This window comes from Pseudomonas sp. C6002 (genome assembly GCF_013385805.1).
Classification (GTDB): Bacteria; Pseudomonadota; Gammaproteobacteria; order Pseudomonadales; family Pseudomonadaceae; genus Aquipseudomonas.
Window position 1 is genome coordinate 171196 of record NZ_JACAPH010000027.1, and the last position, 21779, is coordinate 192974.

The 21779-nt window shown below is 58.3% G+C and carries 19 protein-coding genes and 1 tRNA gene; 9 read left to right on the plus strand and 11 right to left on the minus strand.

What is annotated here, in order from left to right:
* Window positions 1-24 precede the first annotated feature (24 nt).
* Genes rfbD through rfbB form a run of 4 tightly spaced genes read right to left on the minus strand, consistent with a single transcriptional unit; the run spans window position 25 to window position 3387 of the window.
* Entirely contained in the window at window positions 25-894 is an 870-nt protein-coding gene (rfbD, locus tag HX817_RS18015; RefSeq protein WP_177040751.1) for a dTDP-4-dehydrorhamnose reductase, read from the minus strand.
* Window positions 891-1436, minus strand: coding sequence for a dTDP-4-dehydrorhamnose 3,5-epimerase (gene rfbC / locus HX817_RS18020; RefSeq protein WP_177021900.1), 546 nt, complete (start codon window positions 1434-1436; stop codon window positions 891-893). The genes rfbD and rfbC overlap by 4 nt, the downstream gene beginning before the upstream one ends.
* A complete protein-coding gene (gene rfbA / locus HX817_RS18025; RefSeq protein ID WP_177009293.1) occupies window positions 1433-2308 on the minus strand; it encodes a glucose-1-phosphate thymidylyltransferase RfbA in 876 nt (291 codons plus the stop codon). Before rfbA ends, rfbC begins: the two co-directional genes overlap by 4 nt.
* Complete coding sequence (gene rfbB / locus HX817_RS18030; RefSeq protein ID WP_008435746.1) at window positions 2305-3387, minus strand: dTDP-glucose 4,6-dehydratase; 1083 nt, start codon at window positions 3385-3387, stop codon at window positions 2305-2307. The genes rfbA and rfbB overlap by 4 nt, the downstream gene beginning before the upstream one ends.
* A gap of 177 nt (window positions 3388-3564) precedes the next feature.
* Here rfbB and HX817_RS18035 point away from each other — a divergent pair, with 177 nt between their 5' ends.
* From HX817_RS18035 to HX817_RS18050, 4 genes are all read left to right on the plus strand, one after another.
* Window positions 3565-6474 (plus strand): aminotransferase, encoded by a 2910-nt coding sequence (locus tag HX817_RS18035; RefSeq protein ID WP_177040753.1) that lies wholly within the window; start codon window positions 3565-3567, stop codon window positions 6472-6474.
* A 125-nt stretch (window positions 6475-6599) separates the two neighbouring features.
* On the plus strand, window positions 6600-7478 hold the full coding sequence (gene aguB, locus HX817_RS18040; RefSeq protein ID WP_177036533.1) for an N-carbamoylputrescine amidase: 879 nt from the start codon (window positions 6600-6602) through the stop codon (window positions 7476-7478).
* A gap of 6 nt (window positions 7479-7484) precedes the next feature.
* On the plus strand, window positions 7485-8591 hold the full coding sequence (gene aguA, locus HX817_RS18045) for an agmatine deiminase (RefSeq protein WP_102604451.1): 1107 nt from the start codon (window positions 7485-7487) through the stop codon (window positions 8589-8591).
* A 243-nt stretch (window positions 8592-8834) separates the two neighbouring features.
* Window positions 8835-9047, plus strand: a complete 213-nt coding sequence (locus tag HX817_RS18050; RefSeq protein ID WP_003213240.1) for a hypothetical protein — start codon at window positions 8835-8837, stop codon at window positions 9045-9047.
* Window positions 9048-9216: 169 nt separating this feature from the next.
* On the opposite strand, the gene HX817_RS18055 is transcribed toward HX817_RS18050, so the two are convergent.
* Window positions 9217-11289, minus strand: a complete 2073-nt coding sequence (locus HX817_RS18055) for a TonB-dependent siderophore receptor (RefSeq protein ID WP_177040756.1) — start codon at window positions 11287-11289, stop codon at window positions 9217-9219.
* A gap of 227 nt (window positions 11290-11516) precedes the next feature.
* Between HX817_RS18055 and HX817_RS18060 the strand changes: the two genes are divergently transcribed.
* On the plus strand, window positions 11517-12224 hold the full coding sequence (locus HX817_RS18060) for a DsbA family protein (protein WP_177040758.1): 708 nt from the start codon (window positions 11517-11519) through the stop codon (window positions 12222-12224).
* Window positions 12225-12496: 272 nt separating this feature from the next.
* On the plus strand, window positions 12497-13783 hold the full coding sequence (locus tag HX817_RS18065) for an OprD family porin (protein WP_003218115.1): 1287 nt from the start codon (window positions 12497-12499) through the stop codon (window positions 13781-13783).
* A 72-nt stretch (window positions 13784-13855) separates the two neighbouring features.
* On the opposite strand, the gene HX817_RS18070 is transcribed toward HX817_RS18065, so the two are convergent.
* Entirely contained in the window at window positions 13856-14629 is a 774-nt protein-coding gene (locus HX817_RS18070; RefSeq protein WP_177040760.1) for an alpha/beta fold hydrolase, read from the minus strand.
* A 259-nt stretch (window positions 14630-14888) separates the two neighbouring features.
* Here HX817_RS18070 and HX817_RS18075 point away from each other — a divergent pair, with 259 nt between their 5' ends.
* Genes HX817_RS18075 through HX817_RS18085 form a run of 3 tightly spaced genes read left to right on the plus strand, consistent with a single transcriptional unit; the run spans window position 14889 to window position 16493 of the window.
* Window positions 14889-15104, plus strand: a complete 216-nt coding sequence (locus HX817_RS18075) for a 4-oxalocrotonate tautomerase family protein (protein WP_003218111.1) — start codon at window positions 14889-14891, stop codon at window positions 15102-15104.
* The gene (locus HX817_RS18080; protein WP_177040762.1) at window positions 15101-15751 is read left to right on the plus strand and encodes a DsbA family oxidoreductase; all 651 of its coding nucleotides are present in this window, start codon (window positions 15101-15103) and stop codon (window positions 15749-15751) included. The genes HX817_RS18075 and HX817_RS18080 overlap by 4 nt, the downstream gene beginning before the upstream one ends.
* Before the next feature lie 31 nt (window positions 15752-15782).
* The gene (locus HX817_RS18085) at window positions 15783-16493 is read left to right on the plus strand and encodes an SDR family NAD(P)-dependent oxidoreductase (protein ID WP_003218108.1); all 711 of its coding nucleotides are present in this window, start codon (window positions 15783-15785) and stop codon (window positions 16491-16493) included.
* Window positions 16494-16659: 166 nt separating this feature from the next.
* Here the strand turns inward: HX817_RS18085 and HX817_RS18090 are convergent, their stop codons facing one another.
* From HX817_RS18090 to HX817_RS18110, 5 genes are all read right to left on the minus strand, one after another.
* Window positions 16660-16941, minus strand: a complete 282-nt coding sequence (locus tag HX817_RS18090; RefSeq protein WP_102370209.1) for a DUF3077 domain-containing protein — start codon at window positions 16939-16941, stop codon at window positions 16660-16662.
* Between the two features lie 1071 nt (window positions 16942-18012).
* Window positions 18013-18927 (minus strand): alpha/beta fold hydrolase, encoded by a 915-nt coding sequence (locus HX817_RS18095; protein WP_177040764.1) that lies wholly within the window; start codon window positions 18925-18927, stop codon window positions 18013-18015.
* A gap of 341 nt (window positions 18928-19268) precedes the next feature.
* On the minus strand, window positions 19269-20297 hold the full coding sequence (locus HX817_RS18100) for a hypothetical protein (protein ID WP_177040766.1): 1029 nt from the start codon (window positions 20295-20297) through the stop codon (window positions 19269-19271).
* Between the two features lie 640 nt (window positions 20298-20937).
* Window positions 20938-21013: transfer RNA gene (locus tag HX817_RS18105), tRNA-Thr, on the minus strand.
* Window positions 21014-21497: 484 nt separating this feature from the next.
* Window positions 21498-21728 carry a DUF2790 domain-containing protein gene (locus HX817_RS18110; RefSeq protein ID WP_003218078.1) on the minus strand — a complete coding sequence of 77 codons (231 nt, stop codon included), beginning with the start codon at window positions 21726-21728 and terminating at the stop codon, window positions 21498-21500.
* Window positions 21729-21779: the final 51 nt, after the last annotated feature.

A 21779-nucleotide genomic window follows, 5' to 3' on the forward strand; every position in this document is an offset into this window, starting at 1 on the left:
CCTGTGGGTACAGGCGCATTATGCCTAGTGCTGCTCGGCAAGACACTCGCGCAATGCGTCATGCCACTGCGGTTGCGAGACATGCCATTGCTGTTGCAGGCGGCTGCAATCGAGGCGTGAGTTCAGCGGGCGCCTGGCCGGCGTTGGATAGGCGCTGGAGGGAATCGCTTCCAGCTCGGCGCAGGCACGACCGTTGGCCCGTAGTTGCTCGCCGATGGCCTGGGCAAAGCCGAACCACGAGGTCTCGCCCTGGGCCGTCAGGTGGTAGACACCCCAATCACCGGCCTGGCCCGCCTGCCAGCGCTCGATCAGTGCACGGGTGCTGTTGGCGATGGTCCCGGCCCAGGTCGGCGCGCCGATCTGGTCGGCGACGATGCGCATCTGCGGTTTTTCCTGCAGCAGGCGTTGCATGGTCAGCAGGAAGTTCTTGCCGTGGGTCGAGTAGACCCAGCTGGTGCGCAGGATCAGGTGTTCACCGCCGACGGCCGCGATCGCCTGTTCGCCCGCCAGCTTGCTTGCGCCATAGACGCCCAGCGGGTTGGTTGCGTCGTCCTCGTTGTAGGGCGCGGCCTTGCTGCCGTCGAACACGTAGTCGGTGGAATAGTGAATCAGCGGAATGCCCAGTGCCTTGGCTTCCTCGGCAAAAATCCCGGGCGCGGTGGCGTTGATGGCGAAGGCCACGTCCGGCTCGCTCTCGGCTTGATCGACGGCCGTATGGGCGGCTGCGTTGATGATCAGGCCCGGGCGATGGGCGCGTACTTGGTCGCGGACCTGCTCGGGATGCGCCAGGTCCAGTTGATCGCGGCCCAGCACGATCAACTCGCCCAGGCCCCGGAGGCGCTGTTGCAACTCCCGGGAGACTTGGCCATGTTGGCCGCTGATAAGGATTTTCATGGGAACAGGTCGGCCTCTTGCAGGCTTTTCCCGGCCTGGTCCTTGGCGGACAGTTGCGGCGTCTCCGTCAGTTCCCAGTCGATGGCCAGCGTCGGGTCGTTCCAGAGGATGCAACGCTCGGCGCTCGGCTGATAGTAATCGGTGGTCTTGTAGAGGAACTCGGCGTAGTCGCTCAGCACCACAAAGCCGTGGGCGAAACCTTCCGGTACCCACAACTGACGATGGTTATCGGCGCTAAGCCGCACGCCCACCCATTGCCCGAAGTTGGGCGAGCTGCGGCGGATGTCGACGGCCACATCCAGCACTTCGCCGGCGATGACGCGCACCAGTTTGCCCTGGGTATGTTCGAGCTGGTAATGCAGGCCGCGCAGCACGCCTTTTTGCGAGCGCGAGTGGTTGTCCTGCACGAAATCACGCTTGAGCCCGGTGGCCTCTTCGAAGGCGCGGGCGTTGAAGCTTTCGTAGAAAAAGCCGCGCTCGTCACCGAACACTTTCGGTTCGATGATCAATACGCCCGGCAACGCCGTGTCGGTGACCTTCATTTTTGCTCCCCGGCCAGTGAATACAGGTATTGGCCGTAGCCGGTCTTGCCGAAGTACTTGGCCCGCTCCAGCAAGTGGTCACGGTCGATCCAGCCGTTCTCGTAGGCGATTTCTTCCAGGCACGCCACTTTCAAACCCTGGCGGTGCTCGATGGTCTGCACATACGTCGAGGCCTCCAGCAGGCTGTCGTGGGTGCCGGTGTCGAGCCAGGCGAAACCACGGCCGAAGCGCTCCACGTGCAGGTCGCCACGATTGAGGTAGGCGTTGTTGACGTCGGTGATTTCCAATTCGCCGCGCGGCGATGGCTTGACCGCCTTGGCGATCTTGATCACGTCGTTGTCGTAGAAATACAGGCCGGTCACCGCGTAGCTCGACTTTGGCTTGGCTGGTTTTTCCTCGATGGACAGCGCGCGGCCCTGGCTGTCGAAGTCGATCACGCCGAAACGCTCCGGGTCCTTGACCCAGTAACCGAATACCGTGGCGCCAGATGGGCGTTCGGCAGCAGTGCGCAGTTGTTCGCCGAAGTGCTGGCCGTGGAAGATGTTGTCGCCCAGGATAAGGCATACCGGGTCATCGCCGATAAACTCTTCGCCAATCAAAAACGCCTGGGCCAGGCCGTCCGGGGACGGCTGCTCCGCATAAGTGAACCGCACGCCAAACTGGCTGCCATCGCCCAACAGGTTGCGGTATTGCGGCAGGTCTACCGGGGTGGAGATCACCAGGATTTCCTTGATCCCGGCCAGCATCAGCACCGAGATCGGGTAGTAGATCATCGGCTTGTCATACACCGGCAACAGTTGCTTGGAAACGCCCAGGGTAATGGGGTGTAAACGCGTGCCGGAGCCACCGGCCAGTACGATTCCCTTCATCATGCGATCAGATCCTTAAAGTCGGTGTTGCCCAGTCGTTCGCCTTGATAACTGCCGTCCTGGACCCTGCGGCACCATTCCAGGTTATCGAGGTACCACTGCACGGTTTTGCGCAGGCCGGTTTCAAAGGTTTCCTGCGGAACCCAGCCCAGCTCGCGTTCGATCTTGCTGGCGTCGATCGCATAGCGCTGGTCGTGGCCCGGGCGATCCTTGACGAAAGTGATCAGGTCAGTGAATTTCTCCACGCCCGCCGGGCGTTGTGGTGCCAGTTCTTCCAGCAGGCCGCAGATGCTGCGCACTACGTCGATATTCTTCTGCTCGTTATGGCCGCCGATGTTGTAGGTCTCGCCTACCACACCTTCAGTCACCACTTTGAACAGCGCGCGGGCGTGGTCTTCGACGAACAGCCAGTCGCGCACTTGCAGGCCGTCGCCGTACACCGGCAATGGTTTACCTGCGAGGGCGTTGAGGATCACCAGCGGAATCAGCTTCTCGGGAAAGTGGAACGGCCCGTAGTTGTTCGAGCAGTTGGTCAACAGCACCGGCAGGCCGTAAGTGCGCTGCCAGGCGCGTACCAGGTGATCGGACGCGGCCTTGCTGGCCGAGTACGGCGAGCTTGGGGCGTAGGGCGTGGTTTCGGTGAACAGGTCATCGACGCCGTGCAGGTCGCCATACACTTCATCGGTGGAGATGTGGTGGAAGCGGAAGGCACTCTTGGCCGGTTCTTCCAGCTTCTGCCAATAACCGCGTGCGGCCTCCAGCAGGCTGTAGGTGCCGACGATATTGGTCTGGATAAAATCCGACGGGCCGTCGATGGAACGGTCCACATGAGACTCGGCCGCCAGGTGCATGATCGCGTGGGGCTCAAAGCGCGCCAGGACGGCGCTGACGGTGGCCTGGTCGATGATATCGGCCTGGACGAACTCGTAGCGGCTGTTGCTCGCGATGCTGGCCAGCGACTCAAGATTGCCGGCGTAGGTCAATTTGTCCAGGTTGAGCACTTCGTGCCCGGTGTGTTGAATCAGGTGCCGGATCAGAGCGGAGCCGATGAATCCGGCGCCGCCGGTGATGAGAATGCGCATGTCGGAGGCCCTTTTCCTTAGACAGACATTAAGCGAATGGAGCATAGCTTGAGTTGTGGAGCCAAGTGGTGCAAGGGGCCACAGTCAGATTGACGGCACTGCGCGGGACTGGGGGTTGCGTAACCCCCGTCAACAATGGCGATATAAGCGCCTGATAAAAAAGCCAGGGGTCTTCACATGTTGCTCGCCACGTTGATTCATCGCGCCAGCCTGCCTTGCCCGCAAGTCGGGCCTGTGCCTGCGACGCAGCTACTTGAGCAGCATTACGGCCTGGGTGGGGCGTTGCAGTCCCTCGGCAGCCAGCAAGACCTCAACTACCGTATCGACAGCGAGCGTGGCCGCTTTGTGCTGAAAATCTGCCGGGGCGACTACGCCGCCGTCGAGTTGCAGGCCCAGCACGCAGCCCTCAAGCATCTGCAGGGCCATTCGGATGTACGGGTGCCCAAGGTGATCTCGTCGCTTGCTGGCGAAGAACTGCTGACCGAGACCGTCGCCGGGCAAACCGTGCACCTGCGGCTGCTGGACTACATCGACGGCCAGCCCCTGACCCATCTGCCCCATCTGGGGCGCGAGGTGATCGCAGGCTTCGGCGAACTCTGCGGGCGGATGAGCCAGGCGCTGGCCGACTTCGAGCATCCGGGCCTGGAACGTACCCTGCAATGGGACCCACGCCATGCCCTTGAGCTGATCACTCATTTGCTGTCGACCCTCGAAAACCTCCCGCACCGGGCCGGGCTGGAGCGCGTGGTGGAGCAGGTCGGGCAGCGTCTGCGGCCGTTGGCCGACCGCCTGCCCTGGCAAGCCGTGCACATGGACATCACCGATGACAACGTGGTCTGGCAGCGTGATGCCCAGCGGCATTGGCAGATTGAGGGGGTGATTGATTTTGGCGACCTGGTGCGCACCTGGCGCATTGCCGACCTGTCGGTGACCTGCGCGGCGCTGCTGCATCATGCCGAGGGTGATCCGTTCGCAATCCTGCCGGCGATCCAGGCGTGCCACCGGATCACGCCGTTGCAGCACGAAGAGTTGCAGGTGCTATGGCCGCTGATCGTCGCGCGGGCCGCGGTGTTGGTGCTGAGCAGTGAACAGCAGCAACGCCTGGACCCGGATAACGCCTACCTGTTGAAGAATGCCGAGCATGAGTGGGAAATTTTCCACGTAGCCACCTCGGTGCCCTTTGAATTGATGGAGGCGGCGATCCTGAACTGCGTCGGTGCCGAATTGCCGCCGATTGTCGGTGAAGGCTTCGCGCCTTTGTTGCCGGGGCTCGTTGGGCGTGAATTCGCGTTGATCGATCTGGGCGTGCTCAGCCCGCATTTCGAGGCCGGTAACTGGGAGCAGGAGGGCATTGATCGCCGATTGCTGGAACAAGCGGCCGTGGTCCATGGCCTGGCAGCCAGTCGTTATGGTCAATACCGTCTGTCCCGCACCCAACCCGACAGTGCCGTGGAACCGGACACCTTCGCGCTTCACGTAGAGCTGCACATGCCCTTGGGCGCCACGGTGGAAGCACCGTTCGCCGGCACCTTGCGCCATGGCGCCGATGGCCTGCTGAGCCTGCATAGCGCCCAGTTGAGTGTTCGGTTGTGGGGCGTGAACGCCTTGTTGAAGCACGGCGCCGCAGTGGTAAAAGGCCAGGTAATCGGCGACGTGGTCGCGCCGCTGACAGTACAACTGTGCCGCGCCGAGCTTGAGCCACCGCTGTTCTGCTCGCCTTCCCGGGCGGCGGCATGGCAAACGCTCTGCCCATCCCCGGCTACCTTGCTGGGACTGGCCTGCGACGCCGAGCCGGAGCTGGACCCCGAAGCCCTGCTGGCGCGTCGGGACGCCAGTTTCGCCCGCTCGCAGAAGCACTATTACGTCGACCCGCCGCGCATCGAGCGCGGCTGGCGCAACCACCTGATCGACATGCAGGGCCGTTCGTACCTCGACATGCTCAACAACGTCGCCGTCCTCGGCCACGGTCATCCGCGCATGGCCGAGGTGGCAGCGCGGCAATGGTCGCTGCTCAACACCAACTCGCGCTTCCACTATGCGGCGATTGCCGAATTCTCCGAGCGTTTGCTGGCGCTGGCGCCGGACTCCATGGACCGGGTGTTCCTGGTCAACAGCGGCACCGAGGCCAACGACCTGGCGATTCGCCTGGCCTGGGCCTACAGCGGCGGGCGCGACATGCTCAGCGTGCTGGAGGCGTACCACGGCTGGTCGGTGGCGGCGGATGCGGTGTCGACCTCGATTGCCGACAACCCCCAGGCCTTGAGCAGCCGCCCGGACTGGGTGCACCCGGTGACCGCGCCGAATACCTATCGCGGCGAGTTTCGCGGGCAGGACAGCGCCCCCGACTACGTACGCAGCGTGGAACACAACCTGGCGAAAATCGCCGCGCAGAATCGCCAGCTGGCGGGTTTCATTTGCGAGCCGGTGTATGGCAATGCCGGCGGGATTTCCTTGCCGCCCGGTTATTTGCAGCAGGTGTACGCGCTGGTTCGTGAGCAGGGCGGCGTGTGCATCGCCGACGAAGTGCAGGTGGGCTACGGGCGCATGGGGCATTTCTTCTGGGGCTTTGAAGAGCAGGGCGTGGTGCCGGACATCATCACCATGGCCAAGGGCATGGGCAATGGCCAGCCGTTGGGCGCGGTGATCACCCGCCGGGAAATCGCCGAGGCGCTGGAGGCCGAGGGTTATTTCTTCTCCTCATCGGGAGGCAGCCCGGTGAGTTGCCGGATCGGCATGGCGGTGCTGGATGTGATGGAGGAAGAAAAGCTGTGGGAAAACGCCCAGGAGGTGGGCGGACACTTCAAGGCGCGGTTGGAGGCGCTGGTCGAGCAGTATCCATTGGTGGGCGCGGTGCATGGTTCCGGGTTTTACCTGGGGCTGGAATTGGTCCGCGATCGACAGACCCTGGAGCCGGCCACCGAAGAGACTGCGCTGCTGTGTGACCGGCTGCGGGAACTGGGGATCTTCATGCAGCCCACCGGCGACTACCTGAACATCCTCAAGATCAAGCCGCCGATGGTCACCTCACGGCACAGTGTGGATTTCTTCGTCGACATGCTGGCGAAGGTTCTGGAGGAAGGCTTGTAACAATAAACTCGATTGTTATCGGTAAAATTTGATCATTTTTCGATGAGCGGATATTTATTAGCTTCAAAAGCCGATTTTTATCCGCTATAAAGGCGTCCACTTGCCCGCCGCCGAGGAGATGATTCATGAGCCGTATCGTTACCGTTGCCGCGACCCAGATGGCCTGTTCCTGGGACCTTGATGCCAATCTCGAAACCGCTGAAAGGCTGGTGCGTGAGGCCGCCGCCAAGGGCGCGCAGATCATCCTGATCCAGGAGCTGTTCGAGGCCCCGTACTTCTGCCAGAAGCCGAACCCGGACTACCTGCAACTGGCGACCACGGTTGAAGATAACGTCGCGATCAAGCACTTCCAGAAGGTCGCCCGGGAACTGCAGGTGGTGTTGCCCATCAGTTTCTATGAACTGGCCGGCCGCGCCCGTTTCAACAGCATTGCGATCATCGACGCTGACGGCTCCAACCTCGGGATTTATCGGAAAAGCCACATCCCGGACGGCCCGGGCTACCATGAAAAGTATTACTTCAACCCCGGCGACACCGGCTTCAAGGTGTGGAACACCCGCTATGCGAAGATCGGCGTGGGCATCTGCTGGGACCAGTGGTTCCCGGAAGCCGCACGCAGCATGGCGCTGCAAGGCGCGCAAATCCTGTTCTACCCGACCGCCATCGGCAGCGAGCCACACGACAAGACAATTTCGTCCCGCGACCACTGGCAGCGGGTACAGCAAGGCCATGCCGGCGCCAACCTGATGCCGCTGATCGCCAGCAACCGCATCGGTAACGAAGAGCAAGACGGCTACGACATCACCTTCTACGGCTCGTCCTTCATTGCCAATCAGTTCGGCGAGAAAGTAGAAGAACTCAACGAAACCGAAGAAGGCATCCTGGTGCACCGCTTCGATCTCGATGAACTTGAACACATTCGCAGCGCCTGGGGTTCGTTCCGCGACCGCCGTCCGAACCTGTATGGTGCGCTTAAAACCCTCGACGGTTCCCTGGAGTCCTGAATCGCCATGACCACTTTGCACAGCACACCCCGCGCCGACGGCTTCTACATGCCTGCCGAATGGGCGCCACAGACCCAGACCTGGATGATCTGGCCCGAACGCCCGGACAACTGGCGCCTGGGCGGCAAGCCGGCGCAGGCCGCCCATGTGGCGGTGGCCAAGGCCATCGCACGTTTTGAACCGGTGACCGTGGCGGTCTCGGCCGGCCAGTACGAAAACGCCCGGGCGCGCCTGGACGTGCCGAATATTCGCCTGGTGGAAATGTCCAGCGACGACGCCTGGGTCCGCGATACCGGGCCGACCTTCGTGATCAACAACAGCGGTGAAGTGCGTGGTGTGAACTGGGACTTCAACGCCTGGGGCGGTTTTGATGGCGGCTTGTACTCGCCGTGGAACCGCGACTCCCAGGTGGGCGGCAAGATCCTCGAGATCGAGCGCAGCCCGCGTTATCGCACCGAAGGGTTTGTGCTGGAAGGCGGTTCGATCCACGTCGACGGCGAAGGCACCCTGATCACCACTGAAGAATGCCTGCTTAACCGCAACCGCAACCCGCACCTGCAGCGTGAGGAAATCGAAGCGGTGCTCAGCGCCAACCTGGCGGTGGATAAGATCATCTGGTTGCCGGATGGCCTGTTCAACGACGAAACCGACGGGCATGTGGATAACTTCTGCTGCTACGTACGCCCAGGCGAAGTGTTGCTGGCCTGGACCGACGACCCGCAAGACCCGAACTATGCGCGCTGCCATGCCGCCATGGACGTACTGCAAAGCAGCACCGACGCCCAGGGCCGCTCGTTCACAGTGCATAAAATGCCGATCCCGGGGCCGCTGTACGCCACCGAGGAAGAATGCGCAGGCGTGGACCCGGTAGACGGCACCCAGGAGCGCAATCCCACCGTGCGGTTGGCCGGTTCCTACGTCAACTTCCTGATCGTCAACGGCGGCATCATCGCGCCGAGCTTCGACGACCCGCTGGACAGCCGCGCCAAGGAGATTCTGCAGAGCCTGTTCCCGCAGCATGAAGTGGTGATGGTGCCTGGCCGCGAACTGTTACTGGGGGGTGGCAACATCCACTGTCTGACCCAGCAACAGCCGGCGCCGCATAAAAACTGAGTGCACTTGTAACAGCCTGGTGCCGGGTTTAACGGCAATCGAGTGCGCCATGTTTTGCGCGCTTACAGCAAGCCCGCGGCCCGTCAGGTTCGCGGGCTTTTTTGTGTGCAAGTGCCGACAAACCGGGCACATTGGCATAGCTCTTGTATCGCTGTTGCGACACACAGCACGGTGTATGACTAAGCGGTTCTGTCATAAACCTTGAGTAAGTTAGCCGCTCATGCCGTCGGAGAGAGCGCTGAAATGAATGCCGATATCAACCTGATGTACACGCGCACGTTCCACCCTTTGCGGGTGAACGGTGACGCGATCCACGCGCTGGCGCTCTGGTTGAAGGCAAACGGTTCGCGGCAGATCAGGACGCCCGACCCGCGCCGGGTGATGAGCGAACGGTACCCGGCGGGACTGTTCAGCGAGGACGAGGTGCAGGCGTTGTGTGAATTGATGCAAGGCTGACGGTTGTTTTCAATGTTGCACTGGACCTTGTGGTGAGGGAGCTTGCTCCCGCTGGGCTGCGCAGCAGCCCCAAAACAGATCATCGAGTTCTATCTGAAAAAACACAGTCGCCTATTTTGGGGGCGCTTCGCACCCCAGCGGGAGCAAGCTCCCTCGCCACGCAAGCCTGTTAGAAACTGTAGGTTCCGGTCACTACCAGACTGCGCGGGTCGCCGAACTGAATCTGCGCCGCACTCGTCGCTGACGCGTAGTATGTCTTGTCGCTGATATTGTTCAGCGCCGCCCGCACATCCCATTCCTTCTGCCGGAACCCGGCCAGTGCGTCCCAACGCCCATAACCCGGCAACGCCACCGTGTTGGCGTTATCCGCATAACGCTCACCCACCAGCGTCAGCCCGGTTTCCGCGTACCAGCCCATCTCCGGTTTCCAGGTGACGAACAGGCTCGCGTTGCGCTTGGCCACGTCGCTGATGCGCTTGCCTTCAAAGCCATTGTTGTCTTTCACCACCGTGGCGTCCTGCAGGCCGACGCCACCGCGCACGTACCAGTTGCCGATGATCTTGCCGGTAGCGGTCAACTCCACGCCACGGGAACGCTGCTCGCCGCTGAGCAGGGTGATGGTCGGGTCCAGCGGGTCGCGGGTGCGGCGGTTGTAGAGCTCCAGTTCATACACCGCCAGGGTGGTGCTCAGGCGGTCGTCGAGCCAATCGCTCTTGACCCCGATTTCCTTCTGTTTGGTCAGCTCCGGGCTCAGGTCGTTGGCGTTGCCCGTGGCATTGGGCGTGATGCCGATCAGGCCGCCGCCGGTCGGCGAGAACGTCTTGCTCCACGAGGCATAGAACGAATGGTGTTCCAGCGGCGTCCAGACCAGGCCCACGCGCGGGCTGGTGCTGTGGCTCACGACCTGTTCCGAGGCGTTGGTCAGCTTGTTGGTGGACTCCACATCAAAGCGGTCATAGCGCAAACCGGCGAGCAGTTGCCATTGATCGTTCAGGCGCAGTTGGTCCTGCACATACACGCCCTGGCTTTGCGCTTCGGTGTGACTGCTGCTGAATGCCGGCAGGCGACCGTAGTGGCGCAGGTCCGGGTTGGGGTTGTACACATCCACGCTCGGCACAGCGGCGAGCGGCGCTCGATAGAGTTTCGGGTCACGGCGCTGGTTGCCCAATTCCACTCCGGTGAGCAAGCGATGCTCCAGGCCGAAGGTGGTGAAGCCGCCTTCCAGTTCGACGTTGTTGAGGATGTTGCGGGTGGTCAAGTCCTGCTGCCAGCGCTGGCGCCCGACCTTGCCGGTTTTTGGGTCGTAGCTGACGGCGTAAGTGTTATCGAAGTCGCTGTCCAGGGTGAACACGCCCAACGTATGGCGCAGTTGCCAACTGTCGTTCAGCTCATAGGCAAGCCGCGAACGCAGGGATTGTGACGTGTCGTCGATGTAATCGCGCTTGTCACCATAAGTGGTGCCGCGGCTGACATCTGCCGGCCGCCCATTGACCCCGGGAATGCCCCGGTCCGGCGTGCGGTTGTAGCGGCTGTATTCGTACTGCACCAGCCAGTTCAGGTCGGGGCTCAGTTGCCAGCTCATGGACGGCGCAAACAGTTGGCGATTGCCGCTGACGCCGTCGCGGAAACTGTTGTTGTCCTGGTTGCCCATGTTCAGGCGCAGGCTGATGGTGTCGGTGGGGTCGGTGCTGAGGTCGGCGTACAGGCTGCGCAAATCATTGCTGCCGCCCTGGGCCTCGATGCTGGAGGCGCGACCGGCCTGGGGCAGCTTGCTCACACGGTTGACGATGCCGCCCTGGCCGCCGCGGCCGTACAACACGGCTGCCGGGCCTTTGAGCACCTCGATGCGTTCGATGTTGTGCAGGTCGCGCACGTATTGGCTGTCGTCGCGAACGCCGTCCAGGTAGAAATCGTTGCTGGCGTCGAAGCCGCGGATGCGCAGGCTGTCGAACCGTGTGTCGGCGCCGCTGCTGACGTTGGGTATACCGCTCAAGGCCTGGCCCAGGTCATTGGTGCCGTAGGAACGCAGGTTGTCGGTTTTTACCGAGTCGATGGCCTGGGGCACATAACGCACGGGTGTGGCGGTGCGGGTGGCGGTGCTGGTTTCCTTGACGCGCGGGTCGTCCTCGTCAGCTTCGGCGCTCACGGAGGTTTCCGGCAGGACAGTGGCAGCGCAGGTAAATCCGGCAGACAGCAGAACAGAGAGCCCAAGGGTCATGGGCGTCAGGCGAAGGGCAGGCATCGGGGTGTGTATCCAAAAAGGTTGGCAGGATAAAAGTGCGTTAATGGTAATGCTTACTATTTGCGCGGGTTATCTATTCCTAGGCGGACCTTTCTGAAAAATGTTACGGCGTATGTTTTTCAAGGGTATTCGACCGATTCTCGAAACAGTCTGAAAGCCGATCCGGGGTTTTTCCCAATTGTGCGTAAGACTAATCTGCCGGTCATCAACATCCATCGGAGCCCGTCATGTCGGCAGCCACACTTCACTACATTTACGACCCGCTGTGCGGCTGGTGTTACGGCGCCGAGCCGCTGCTGAGCGCCGCCCGGAGCGTGTTACCGATCCAGTTGCATGGCGGCGGCATGATGACCGGCGCAAATCGCCAATCCGTATCGCCGCAGTTGCGTGACTACGTAATGCCCCACGACCGGCGCATCGCCGAGTACACCGGGCAACCGTTTGGCGAAGCGTATTTCGAAGGTTTGTTGCGGGACCACGGTGCGGTGTTCGACTCAGCCCCGCCGACCAGCGCCGTGCTGGCCGCAGAAAAAATCGCCGGTCGAGGCCTGGAACTGCTGGCGCGTCTGCAAACGGCGCACTACGTCGAAGGTCGCCGAATTGCCGATAAGGACGTGCTGCTGACCCTGGCCGAATCCATCGGTTTGGATCCCCAAGCCTTCACCGCCGCTTTCAGTGAAATCCTTGGCGCAGCAACTCAAGCGCACATCAATGACAGCCGCCAATGGCTGGCAAAAGTCGGCGGCCAGGGCTTCCCCACACTGGCCCTGGAGCAGAATGGGCAACTGCAATTGCTCGATATCAGCCCCTGGTTGGGCAAGCCAGAAGCCTTCGTTGAGTGGCTGAGACAAAGAGTCGCAATTTCGATTCAACCCACCCAATCGAGTGCACCAATGTGTGGCCTGCAGGGGGGTGCAGATCCAGGAAGCGCTTGATAGAGCCTTGCGCAATGATGGCTATTTAATGTTTCTTAGACTTTTTTAGCCTAAATACAGAAGATTCACGAAATTGACACACAGTAAAGGGCGCGGATAGGATTCGCCCCAACGCCTGTGGCTAACCGCCATGACTTCCCCAATAAAAAAAGGCCCGCGGCATTTCACGTCGTCCGCGGGCCTTTTTTTATCTGGGAAAGTCGACACCAGAAAAGCAACACGGAGCCTGGTGTCACAGCGCGTACTCAACCAGTAATAAGGAATATAAGAAAATGTTGAAGCAACGGATGGGGCTGATCGCTCTGGGGATTTTGAGCGCTACGCAAGCAATGGCTGACGACCAATCCCAATCGAAGGGTTTTGTTGAAGACAGCCACCTGAACATCGCGGCACGCAACGCTTACATCAGCCGCGACTACAAAAACGGCAAGCAAGACAAAGCCGAATGGGGCCAGGGCTTCATCGGCAAGTTCGAATCCGGTTTCACCCAAGGCACCGTTGGTGTGGGTGTGGACGTGATCGGCCAATACGCCATTCGCCTGGATGGTGGTAAAGGTCGCAGCGGCGCTGGCGGTATCGACTTCTTCAAGCAAGGCGACAGCGGCGAAGCGGCCAACGACCTGGCCAAGGGCGGCGCTGCCGTCAAGGCACGCATCTCCAACACCGTGATCAAGTACGGTGATCAGATGCCAGCCGTGCCGGTCCTGGAATACGACAACTCCCGCCTGTTGTCCGAAACCTATACCGGTACCTCGATCGTCTCCAAGGAAATCGCCGGCCTGCAACTGGACGCTGGTCACTTCACCAAGGAAGCTCGCAAGAGCGCCGAGGGTTCCGACAGTGGCGCGCTGAAAAGCATCGACTACATCGGCGGTAGCTACAAATTCACCGAAAGCCTGTCGGCAGCGCTCTACGCTTCCAACATGCAGGACGTGCTGAAGAAGCAATACGTCAACGTCAACTACGTGCTGGCCCTGCCAGAGAAGCAATCGTTGACCTTCGACTTCAACGGCTACAAGACCAAGCTCGACCGTAGCTTCGCCCTGGAAAACCAAGGTGACGCCGACGCTCGCGACAACAAAATCTGGAGCCTGGGCGCCACGTGGGCCGTTGGCCCGCACAGCTTCACCGTGGCTCACCAGCGCAGCACCGGTGACACCGGTTACCTGTACGGCGGCTACCGCAACGCAGGCGGCATCGGCGACGGTGGCAACACCATCCTGCTGGCCAACTCCTACTGGTCTGACTTCAACGGCAAGGACGAGCGCTCCTGGCAAGCAGGCTACGGCCTGGACTTCAGCGCCTTCGGCGTGCCTGGCCTGACCTACAACATCGCCTACGTGCGCGGCACCAACATTGACGACGGTTCCAACCGCGGCAGTGGCACCGAGCGTGAAATCTTCAACCAGTTCAAATACGTAGTACAGAGCGGCCCGGCGAAAGACCTGAGCCTGCGTGCCCGTGCGTCGTGGTTGCGCGTTTCCAACAACGCCAGCAACTACAACGTGGGTGGTAACGAGATCCGCCTGTTCGCCGACTACCCAATCAACGTTTTCTAATTGATTCGGCGTCGCGCCTGATTCAAGGCGATAAAAAACCCCGACTGGTTCGGGGTTTTTTTATACCTGCGATCAGCGCTTGCTGGCGGCTGCGATGATCACATCTGCGACCTTTTGCGGCTGCGACAGCATCGGCACATGGCTGGTTTGCACCACGGTGGTGGTGGCATTGATTTTCTTCGCGTAGGCCTGCTCCAGGCCCGGGTCGATCATGCGGTCCTTGGCGGCGACGATGTAATAGTTGGGTTTGGTTTTCCAGGCGGCGACCGTGATTTTATCGTCGAACGCCTTGCCCAGAATCGGCCCCTGGGTCACGGCAATCAGGTTGGCCTGGTCGGCAGGCAAGTCCTGGGCGAAGTTTTTCGCCACGGACGCGGCGGGCAAATACAGGTAGCCGGAAGCGTCGGCACTGATGGTCTCGATACCCGGCGGGGTTGGGTAGCCTTTCTCGGACTCGGCAGAGCTCTGGCCCTCGGACGGCGCGAACGCGGCCACATAAACCAGTGCCTTGACCTTGTCGCTGGTGCCGCCCTGTGTGATCACACTGCCGGCCCACGAATGGCCCACCAGAACCACTCGCCCACTCTGGGCATCAATCACCCGCTGGGCGGCGGCCACATCATCGGCCAGGGACGTCAGCGGGTTTTGCACCGCCACCACCTTCAAGCCTTTGGCCTGCAACAGCGGAATCACCTTGTTCCAGCTGGAGCCATCGGCAAAGGCGCCGTGCACCAGCACCACGGTGGTGTCTGATGGCGCCGGGGTGGCGGCATAGGCCTGGCCGGTGAGCATCGCGGCGGCCATCAGTGTAGGCAGCAACAGGGTTTTGACTGTGGATTTAAGCATGTGGGGCACGTCCGTAAGTGAGGGGTTATCGGCCAGCACTCAAGGCGTTTGCAGCCTGCCTTAAGCATGTAGGCAAGACGCGCGGGGAGGGCGGTTATTCCAGGGAGCAGTAAAAAAAACGCAGCGCCGGACGTCTCGATTGATTACATAGCATCACTAATGAAGTACTCCGCCCCACCTTTATCCACCTCAGGCAACCTCTTAAATTGGCCTCACTGCCTGCCCACCATGTCGATGGGCAAGTCACTGGAGCCTTGTCATGCCATTTGTCAGCGTACGTATCACCCGCGACGGCGTTACCTCGGAGCAGAAAGCCCAGGTCATTGCCGAAATCACCGAAACCCTCGAACGCGTCCTCAACAAACGCCCCGACCTGACCCACATCGTCATCGAAGAAGTCGACACCGATAACTGGGGCTACGCCGGCATCACCACCACCCAGTACCGCAAACAGCTCGCGGAAAACCCTTCATGAGCACGCCCGTCACCATCGACTTCATCTCCGACGTGGTGTGCCCATGGTGCGCCCTCGGCGCCACCGCCCTGGAGCAAGCCATCGACAACCTGGCGGGCGAAGTGAAGGTTGAACTGACCTTCAAACCCTTCGAACTCAACCCCGACATGCCGGCCGAAGGCGAAAACGCCGTCGCCCACATGATGCGCAAATACGGGCGCAGCGCTGAAGAAGTTGCCAGCGGCAAAAGGATGTTGATGGAGCGCGGCGCGGCCATCGGCTTCACCTTCGACCTGGAAAAACGCAGCCACTTCTACAACACCTTCGACGCCCATCGGTTGCTGTTTTGGGCGTTGCAGCAAGGGCGCCAGCTCGAGCTGAAAAAGGCGCTGTTGCGCGGGTATTTCAGCGATGGCCAGAACGTCAGCGACCACGAAACCCTGGCGCGTCTGGCCGCCGAGGCCGGGCTGGACATTGAAGGCGCACGACGGGTGGTGGGCTCTACCGCCTACGCCAATGAAGTGCGCGAGCTGGAAGCGTTCTACCGCGAGCACGGCATCAACTCCGTACCGGCCATGGTCCTCAATGGCCGCCAGCTGGTCTCCGGGTCGCAATCCGTCAGTTACTACGAACAGATGCTGCGGGAAATGTCCGCCGCGGCTGCTTGAACCATCCCATTTTCCCTATAGAGGTTTCATCATGAGCAATTCGAAAAAAGTCGTTGTGATCACCGGCGCATCCCAAGGCCTGGGCGCTGCTGCAGTGAAGGCTTACCGTGAGCTGGATTACCGCGTGGTTGCCACCTCCCGGTCGATCAAACCGTCGACGGATCCGGACATCCTCACCGTGGCCGGCGACATCGCCGACCCGGCCACCGCCGAGCGCGTCATCCGCGAAGGCGTAGCGCGTTTTGGCCGCATCGACAGCCTGATCAACAACGCCGGGATCTTCGTTGCCAAACCGTTCACCAGCTACACCCACGAAGACTACGTAAACGTGTTGGCGGTGAACCTGAACGGGTTCTTCTACATCACCCAACTGGCGATTACCGAGATGCTGAAACAGGGCGCCGGGCACATCGTCAACATCACCACCAGCCTGGTGGACCACGCGATTGATGGCGTGCCTTCGGTGCTGGCCTCGCTGACCAAAGGCGGGCTGAACTCGGCGACCAAATCGCTGGCGATTGAATACGCCAAGCGCGGGATTCGCGTGAACGCGGTGAGCCCAGGGATTATCAAGACGCCGATGCATGGGGAAGAGACGCATGCGGCGTTGGGCAGCCTGCATCCGGTGGGGCACATGGGTGAAGCGCGGGATATTGCGCAGGCGATTGTGTACCTGGAATCGGCTGGGTTTGTGACCGGGGAAATTCTGCATGTGGACGGTGGGCAGAGTGCTGGGCACTAAGCGATACGGCTGAATAAAAAACGCCCCGGACCGTGATGGTTCGGGGCGTTTTTTGTGTGGCGGCTTCAAGCCAGGCAATCTAGAACAAGCAACAAAGATCCAATGTGGGAGCCGGGCTTGCCCGCGATGGCGATGGCCCAGCCAACACTTCCACAACCTGACACACCTACAGATTATTGCCCGGCGACTCCAACACCTTCACCACATCATCAATCACTGCCTTGCTCATCTCCTGCAGATAGTGCGAAGCCCAGGCGTAGCGATCCGTATCCCGAATCATCGCCGCATCCTCCGCCAACAGCTTGGCCACATGCAGCAAATCGGAAACGTGAGACAGCGCTTCGCTCAGAGAAACCCCGCTGTTAACGCGGAACAGAGGCTGGTCGGAATGAAATGAAAAAGGGGTAACGCCGAGGGTAGTGAAGCCAGACGGATTTGGAGCGCTCATCGGTAAAACTCCCATATCAAGTGAGAGCTACCACGTTCGTTCTCAGGCGAATGGGTGGCAGCTGTGCGCAGGCTGAGAACCGGAGATACAGGAACCCGGCAGACCCGAAGGTCTCCCACGCACAGCCGCCATTGCACGAAACTACGGGCATAAAAAAACGCCTGCAAATCGTGATTGGTGGCGCTGTTGCGCCTGCATCATGTCGGGTTCTCAGGCCCGGTCGCTGAATTTGCAGCGACGGGGCGAGGGTAGCGTGGTGGTGGGGTGGGTGCAACTGGGGAAATAGTTGTTTCGTTTTGCTGCTGCCGGGCTTGGTTCTGGCGGCCTGAATATGAGTCTGTCGCGTCTTCTCAAAACGCTGAGCTTGAAGGGCAGGTTTGCCATTCCTGCAGCCAGTTCAGGACGCAAAATCATGCGGCTCGTGCAGTTATGCCGTTTTATGGGTAAGCCATAATTATTGGCTATCCATAATTCTGCATAAAACGCTGAAGGCGGGACTTCGCTACGGGAATTGGTCTATCTGGAGGCTCACCGGCTTGTTCAGTTGGAGCGCCAGGCGTAGACAGAATATGAACACCCCCAGAAACAACAAAGCCCCCGCATTTCTGCGAGGGCTTCGTTTTGTATGGTGCCGGCACCAGACGAACGGTATGTTTCGGCGAGACGAGGTTTTTCGGGCGTCTGGAGTTCGTTGGAAAATTCGACGTACCCCAACTAGTAACTATAAATAAATCAGCTAGTTATGGCTTTCAGTGGAATCGAACCGGGGCCAGCAATTCTCGACCTTGGGTAGTCGTCAAAATATTGATACGGATGCTAAATCCTAGGTCCGAATATCTTTGACTAACACCAAGGGGAACGGCACGCCAAAAATGCTCGCCCATCGAATCGACCGATCAAGGAAGCGGCTCAGATCTGGGCGATGAACGAGCTGAAGCCGATTCAGGACCGCTTGCAGCAGATCAATGACTGGCTGGGCGAAGAAATTATTCGGTTCGAATCCTTTGAGTTAGGGCAGGGGTAGTAAGTATGCCCCTAACTAACAGGGCAGTGGCGTTATTTAATTTAGATTTATAGCATTCCAATTAGCTTGGAAATACCTTTCCAGAGAATAGTAAATAAAGTCGGGATGAGTAGCAGATAGATTATAAAAACAGGTATGCGACCAATTAGCGGGTGTGATGCAAGTAGCAGCATGAAGCTTGATTTCGGCTTGTGTTCATCCCACGCTGATGGAACTATTTGTTCATCTTGAATCAGGGGGCGCCAATACTTTTCAGCATGGTTGTTTTTAAGTTCGAAAAAATCGCTGTGTTCATAATCAAAGTAACGATCTGTTACACTGACGTTTTGAAATCCTCTACGACCAGAACTGCCATAGCCAAGCGTTGTAATTGTAGCAACTATCGGCCATATATCTCTTGTCCCCACGTCATTTACTATTGCATCTTTGCGCATACCCTTAGCATAAAGCGCCCAAGGAAAGTCTCTGCGAATAATAGAACCGCACAATATTATTTTTTCGAAAGAAATGTCAGGGTGTTCTGCGAGTATTTTGCTAGTTATATATGTGCCAAAGCTATGAGCTATCACAAAAATTTTTGCCATTGGCTCTTCGCTTTTTATTGTTCTAATATCTCTGACGACTTTGTTAATTGGGCCGGACCGAAATGGACACGCAAGCTGTATTCCCGTTACTACGTCGTAACCCAAATCGTGGACTTGCAGGTTCGGCACCGTTTTCATTTGTGCCTGAATCTGTTTTTGCCACGACCCATCAGTATGTATACCGTGGATTAAAACAAGAATTTTAGAGTTTGGGCTATCTTGCAAGCCATTTCTCTTGTTGTCTACTAGACCATCAAATAAAGTTAGATGCTCTGGTGGTACTGTAGTTCTTAAATATTTAAAAACTTCCCTTCTTTGATTGGGTACTGTGGCGTGCCAAAATTTCTCTACAAGCTCAATAACTTTAGTGCAGTCCATCTTTTACCACGCTATACATGGTTTCAAGGTCGTTATCACTAACTTCCATTGTTACATCTCGGAGCGGGTCATAAACTGAAAGTGGGCAGTCGTACCAACTGTCGACTTCCATAATGGCTGGGCCGAGCGGGGATCTAATTACATACTTTCGCTCTAAAATGCCAGCCTGTATCAATATAGTTGTGACTTTCGCAAATCGCGCGGAGCTTCCTGCTTGAGAGACGTCAAACAGCCGTCCTGGATTCATCTCGACGTCGAGAACTCGAATCCCATCACGCAATTCAATGCTGCCAAAGTGCTCGGCAACCCTTCTAATTGCGTCTGCCTCCTGTGGGAAGGCATTAATTAAGGGAGAGAATCTGTCCGCAAACATATGAATATTCTCCAGGAGTACAAGCCGCAGTCACCGCAAACTCATTAATTTCACCATTCAAAAGAACATGAATTTGCCGTTCTTCCTCGCCATTGATTATAAACCAAATATTGCTACCCGTCACAAAGCCTTTTTGTGCTAGAAATTCCTTCATCGCCGCTGATGAACCGTCATCTTCAGAAAGGTTCTGAGACAGGTTTGACGCTGCAAGGTTCATTGCGATGCCATAATCATTTCTAGCAGTTGTGCTGCTGTAACGAATAATGCCTTCAAATTCTTCCTTTTTCAAAAACAAGGTGTCTTTAGCCTTGCTGAGCGACAGGATTTCAAAAGAATCCATTGGGAAGAATTTGCTTGCCATTCTAATGACATCTGAAACTTGCTCGTGATACTTGGTTGAGTTATCTCGTGACGCAATGCGTATTTCAAGAAGCCCATCTAGAGTCAATGTTGCAATGTTAACCGCGCGCTTTTTAGTTACTTTGTAAGTTTTCGTACGAGAGCTGGTTACTGGGTCGTAATCATCATTAACAAGTTTGCTGGTTTCGCGGCATTCACTGATCTTTACGGTAAGAGAGACGGGGCCCGTACCGTTCGGGGCCTCTGGAAGTCGAATGTCGACAATCTTGGCCTCTTCAGGCATTTCGATATGCAGTGGGTGGGACAGCAACTCTGCAACTCCAAGGTCTTTAGCTATGGAGTGAATGCGCGTTTTGTTAAGTATTGCGCGTGCATCTGCTGTGCTGCACTTATACAGAAAAATATGCTGTCTACCGTGCTCTTCTACATCTTGTAGCAACGTTGCAAGATCTACTAGGTTAAGCTTTTTAGATTGAAGCGCAGGCAATATCCGATTGGAATATAGCTCGTCCCAGTTGGGTGCAGTAATTGCTATATCTTTTTCTCGCAAAAATTCACGAACAACTGTTTGGCTAGTTGCTTCTTTTAGCAGATTGAAAATTACCTGCGCTTGTTTCTCTTCCGCCTCACTCAGCACTTCTTCACTCCAATAGGGGACGTTTAATACTTTGCTCTCAACTATGTTGTAAGCATTATTAAGAAGGCTTGGGGCGTGCAGGGACTAAGATAAATAAAGCATCCTGCTGAACGATCCATGACCTTCCATAGACGCCCAGTTTCGCCTTTCACACGATTTTCTACAATGGCACATAGTGGCTTTTTGCTTTGAAAATCCCTTTTTGTCCGGACATTCGTCGGATGGGGAAGTGACGTGCTTCAAGATATGTGTAGCACCATAGTGGTGCGTGCAAAGGAAGTTCTACACCTGGCGCGCGCCGTCGTCCCCCCGCCACGCCGCGGGCTAAATGTGTCGTTTTTTCTGCCCCCCCCCTGCACTCAGTTCAAGCCGGCCGAAAAACGGGGTCAGGCCCCTATTCCCATGATGAACGCGTAAAGGGGACGGATTTATTTATCGCTCTGCGCTGTTCCGTCTCAACCCAAAATTTCGCATGCAAAGATCGATGCGAGCGTCGTTACAGAAGGTGGGGGTTTTGCAGAGGGCGTGGGAGCACGTAGATGATCAGCGGAAAGTAGAGAGGCTGCCAGATCAGGATCTGTGGTAAGAGCAATCCAGAAACAACAAAGCCCCCGCATTTCTGCGAGGGCTTCGTTTTGTATGGTGCCGGCACCAGGAGTCGAACCCGGGACCTACTGATTACAAGTCAGTTGCTCTACCAACTGAGCTATACCGGCGTGTTAGGGCGACGATTATAGCGATTGGCAAGCATCTGTAAACCCCTGAATTCTGACTATTTTTGCAACCGACCGGGTTTTCTCTGCGCGGCCTCGTTTCAGCCACCCCAACCCCGCCAATCCCACGCGCTGGATCACTGGAAAGGCCTGCGTGCAGAAAGCGGCAAGTGCCAGTTCCTGTCCTGGAACAACAACCTCAAGCCCGACGGCCGCTTCACCATCACGTTTGTCCGCGATGCGCAGCAAACCCAGCCGATTCAAACCGAACGGCACCTGGTGTGGCGGCGGACCCGACTGGCGATTGCCAGGAGGATTATGAGTTCACCGAGCACCGTATTCGCGGTTAATCCCATTTAGCTTCAGATGAAATTTTGTGGCGAGGGAGCTTGCTCCCGCTGGGCTGCGCAGCAGGCCCAAAACAGTGGGAGCGCTGCGCACTCCAGCGGGAGCAAGCTCCCTCGCCACAGGTTTTGTCGTTCAGCTTTTAGCTGCCTTCGTTACACGAATCGGCAAATTTCTTGTACTCAAACACCCGCTTCTGCCCATGGGAGTCCAGGTAGGTCATCCGCGCATTCACCACGCCACACGCCGCGCCTCCATCGTCCACGGTCGACAGTACCTGCTGTACATCCAGCTTGGGGCTGGCCTGGGCCGAAAAGGCGGCAACGTTGAGCAAGGCAAACAGGCTGCTGGCGATGAGGGTGTTGCGGTTCATGGTGGTGTCCTCTGAGGTTCAATAGGGTGTGTGTTGCGTTGGAGCCTATTG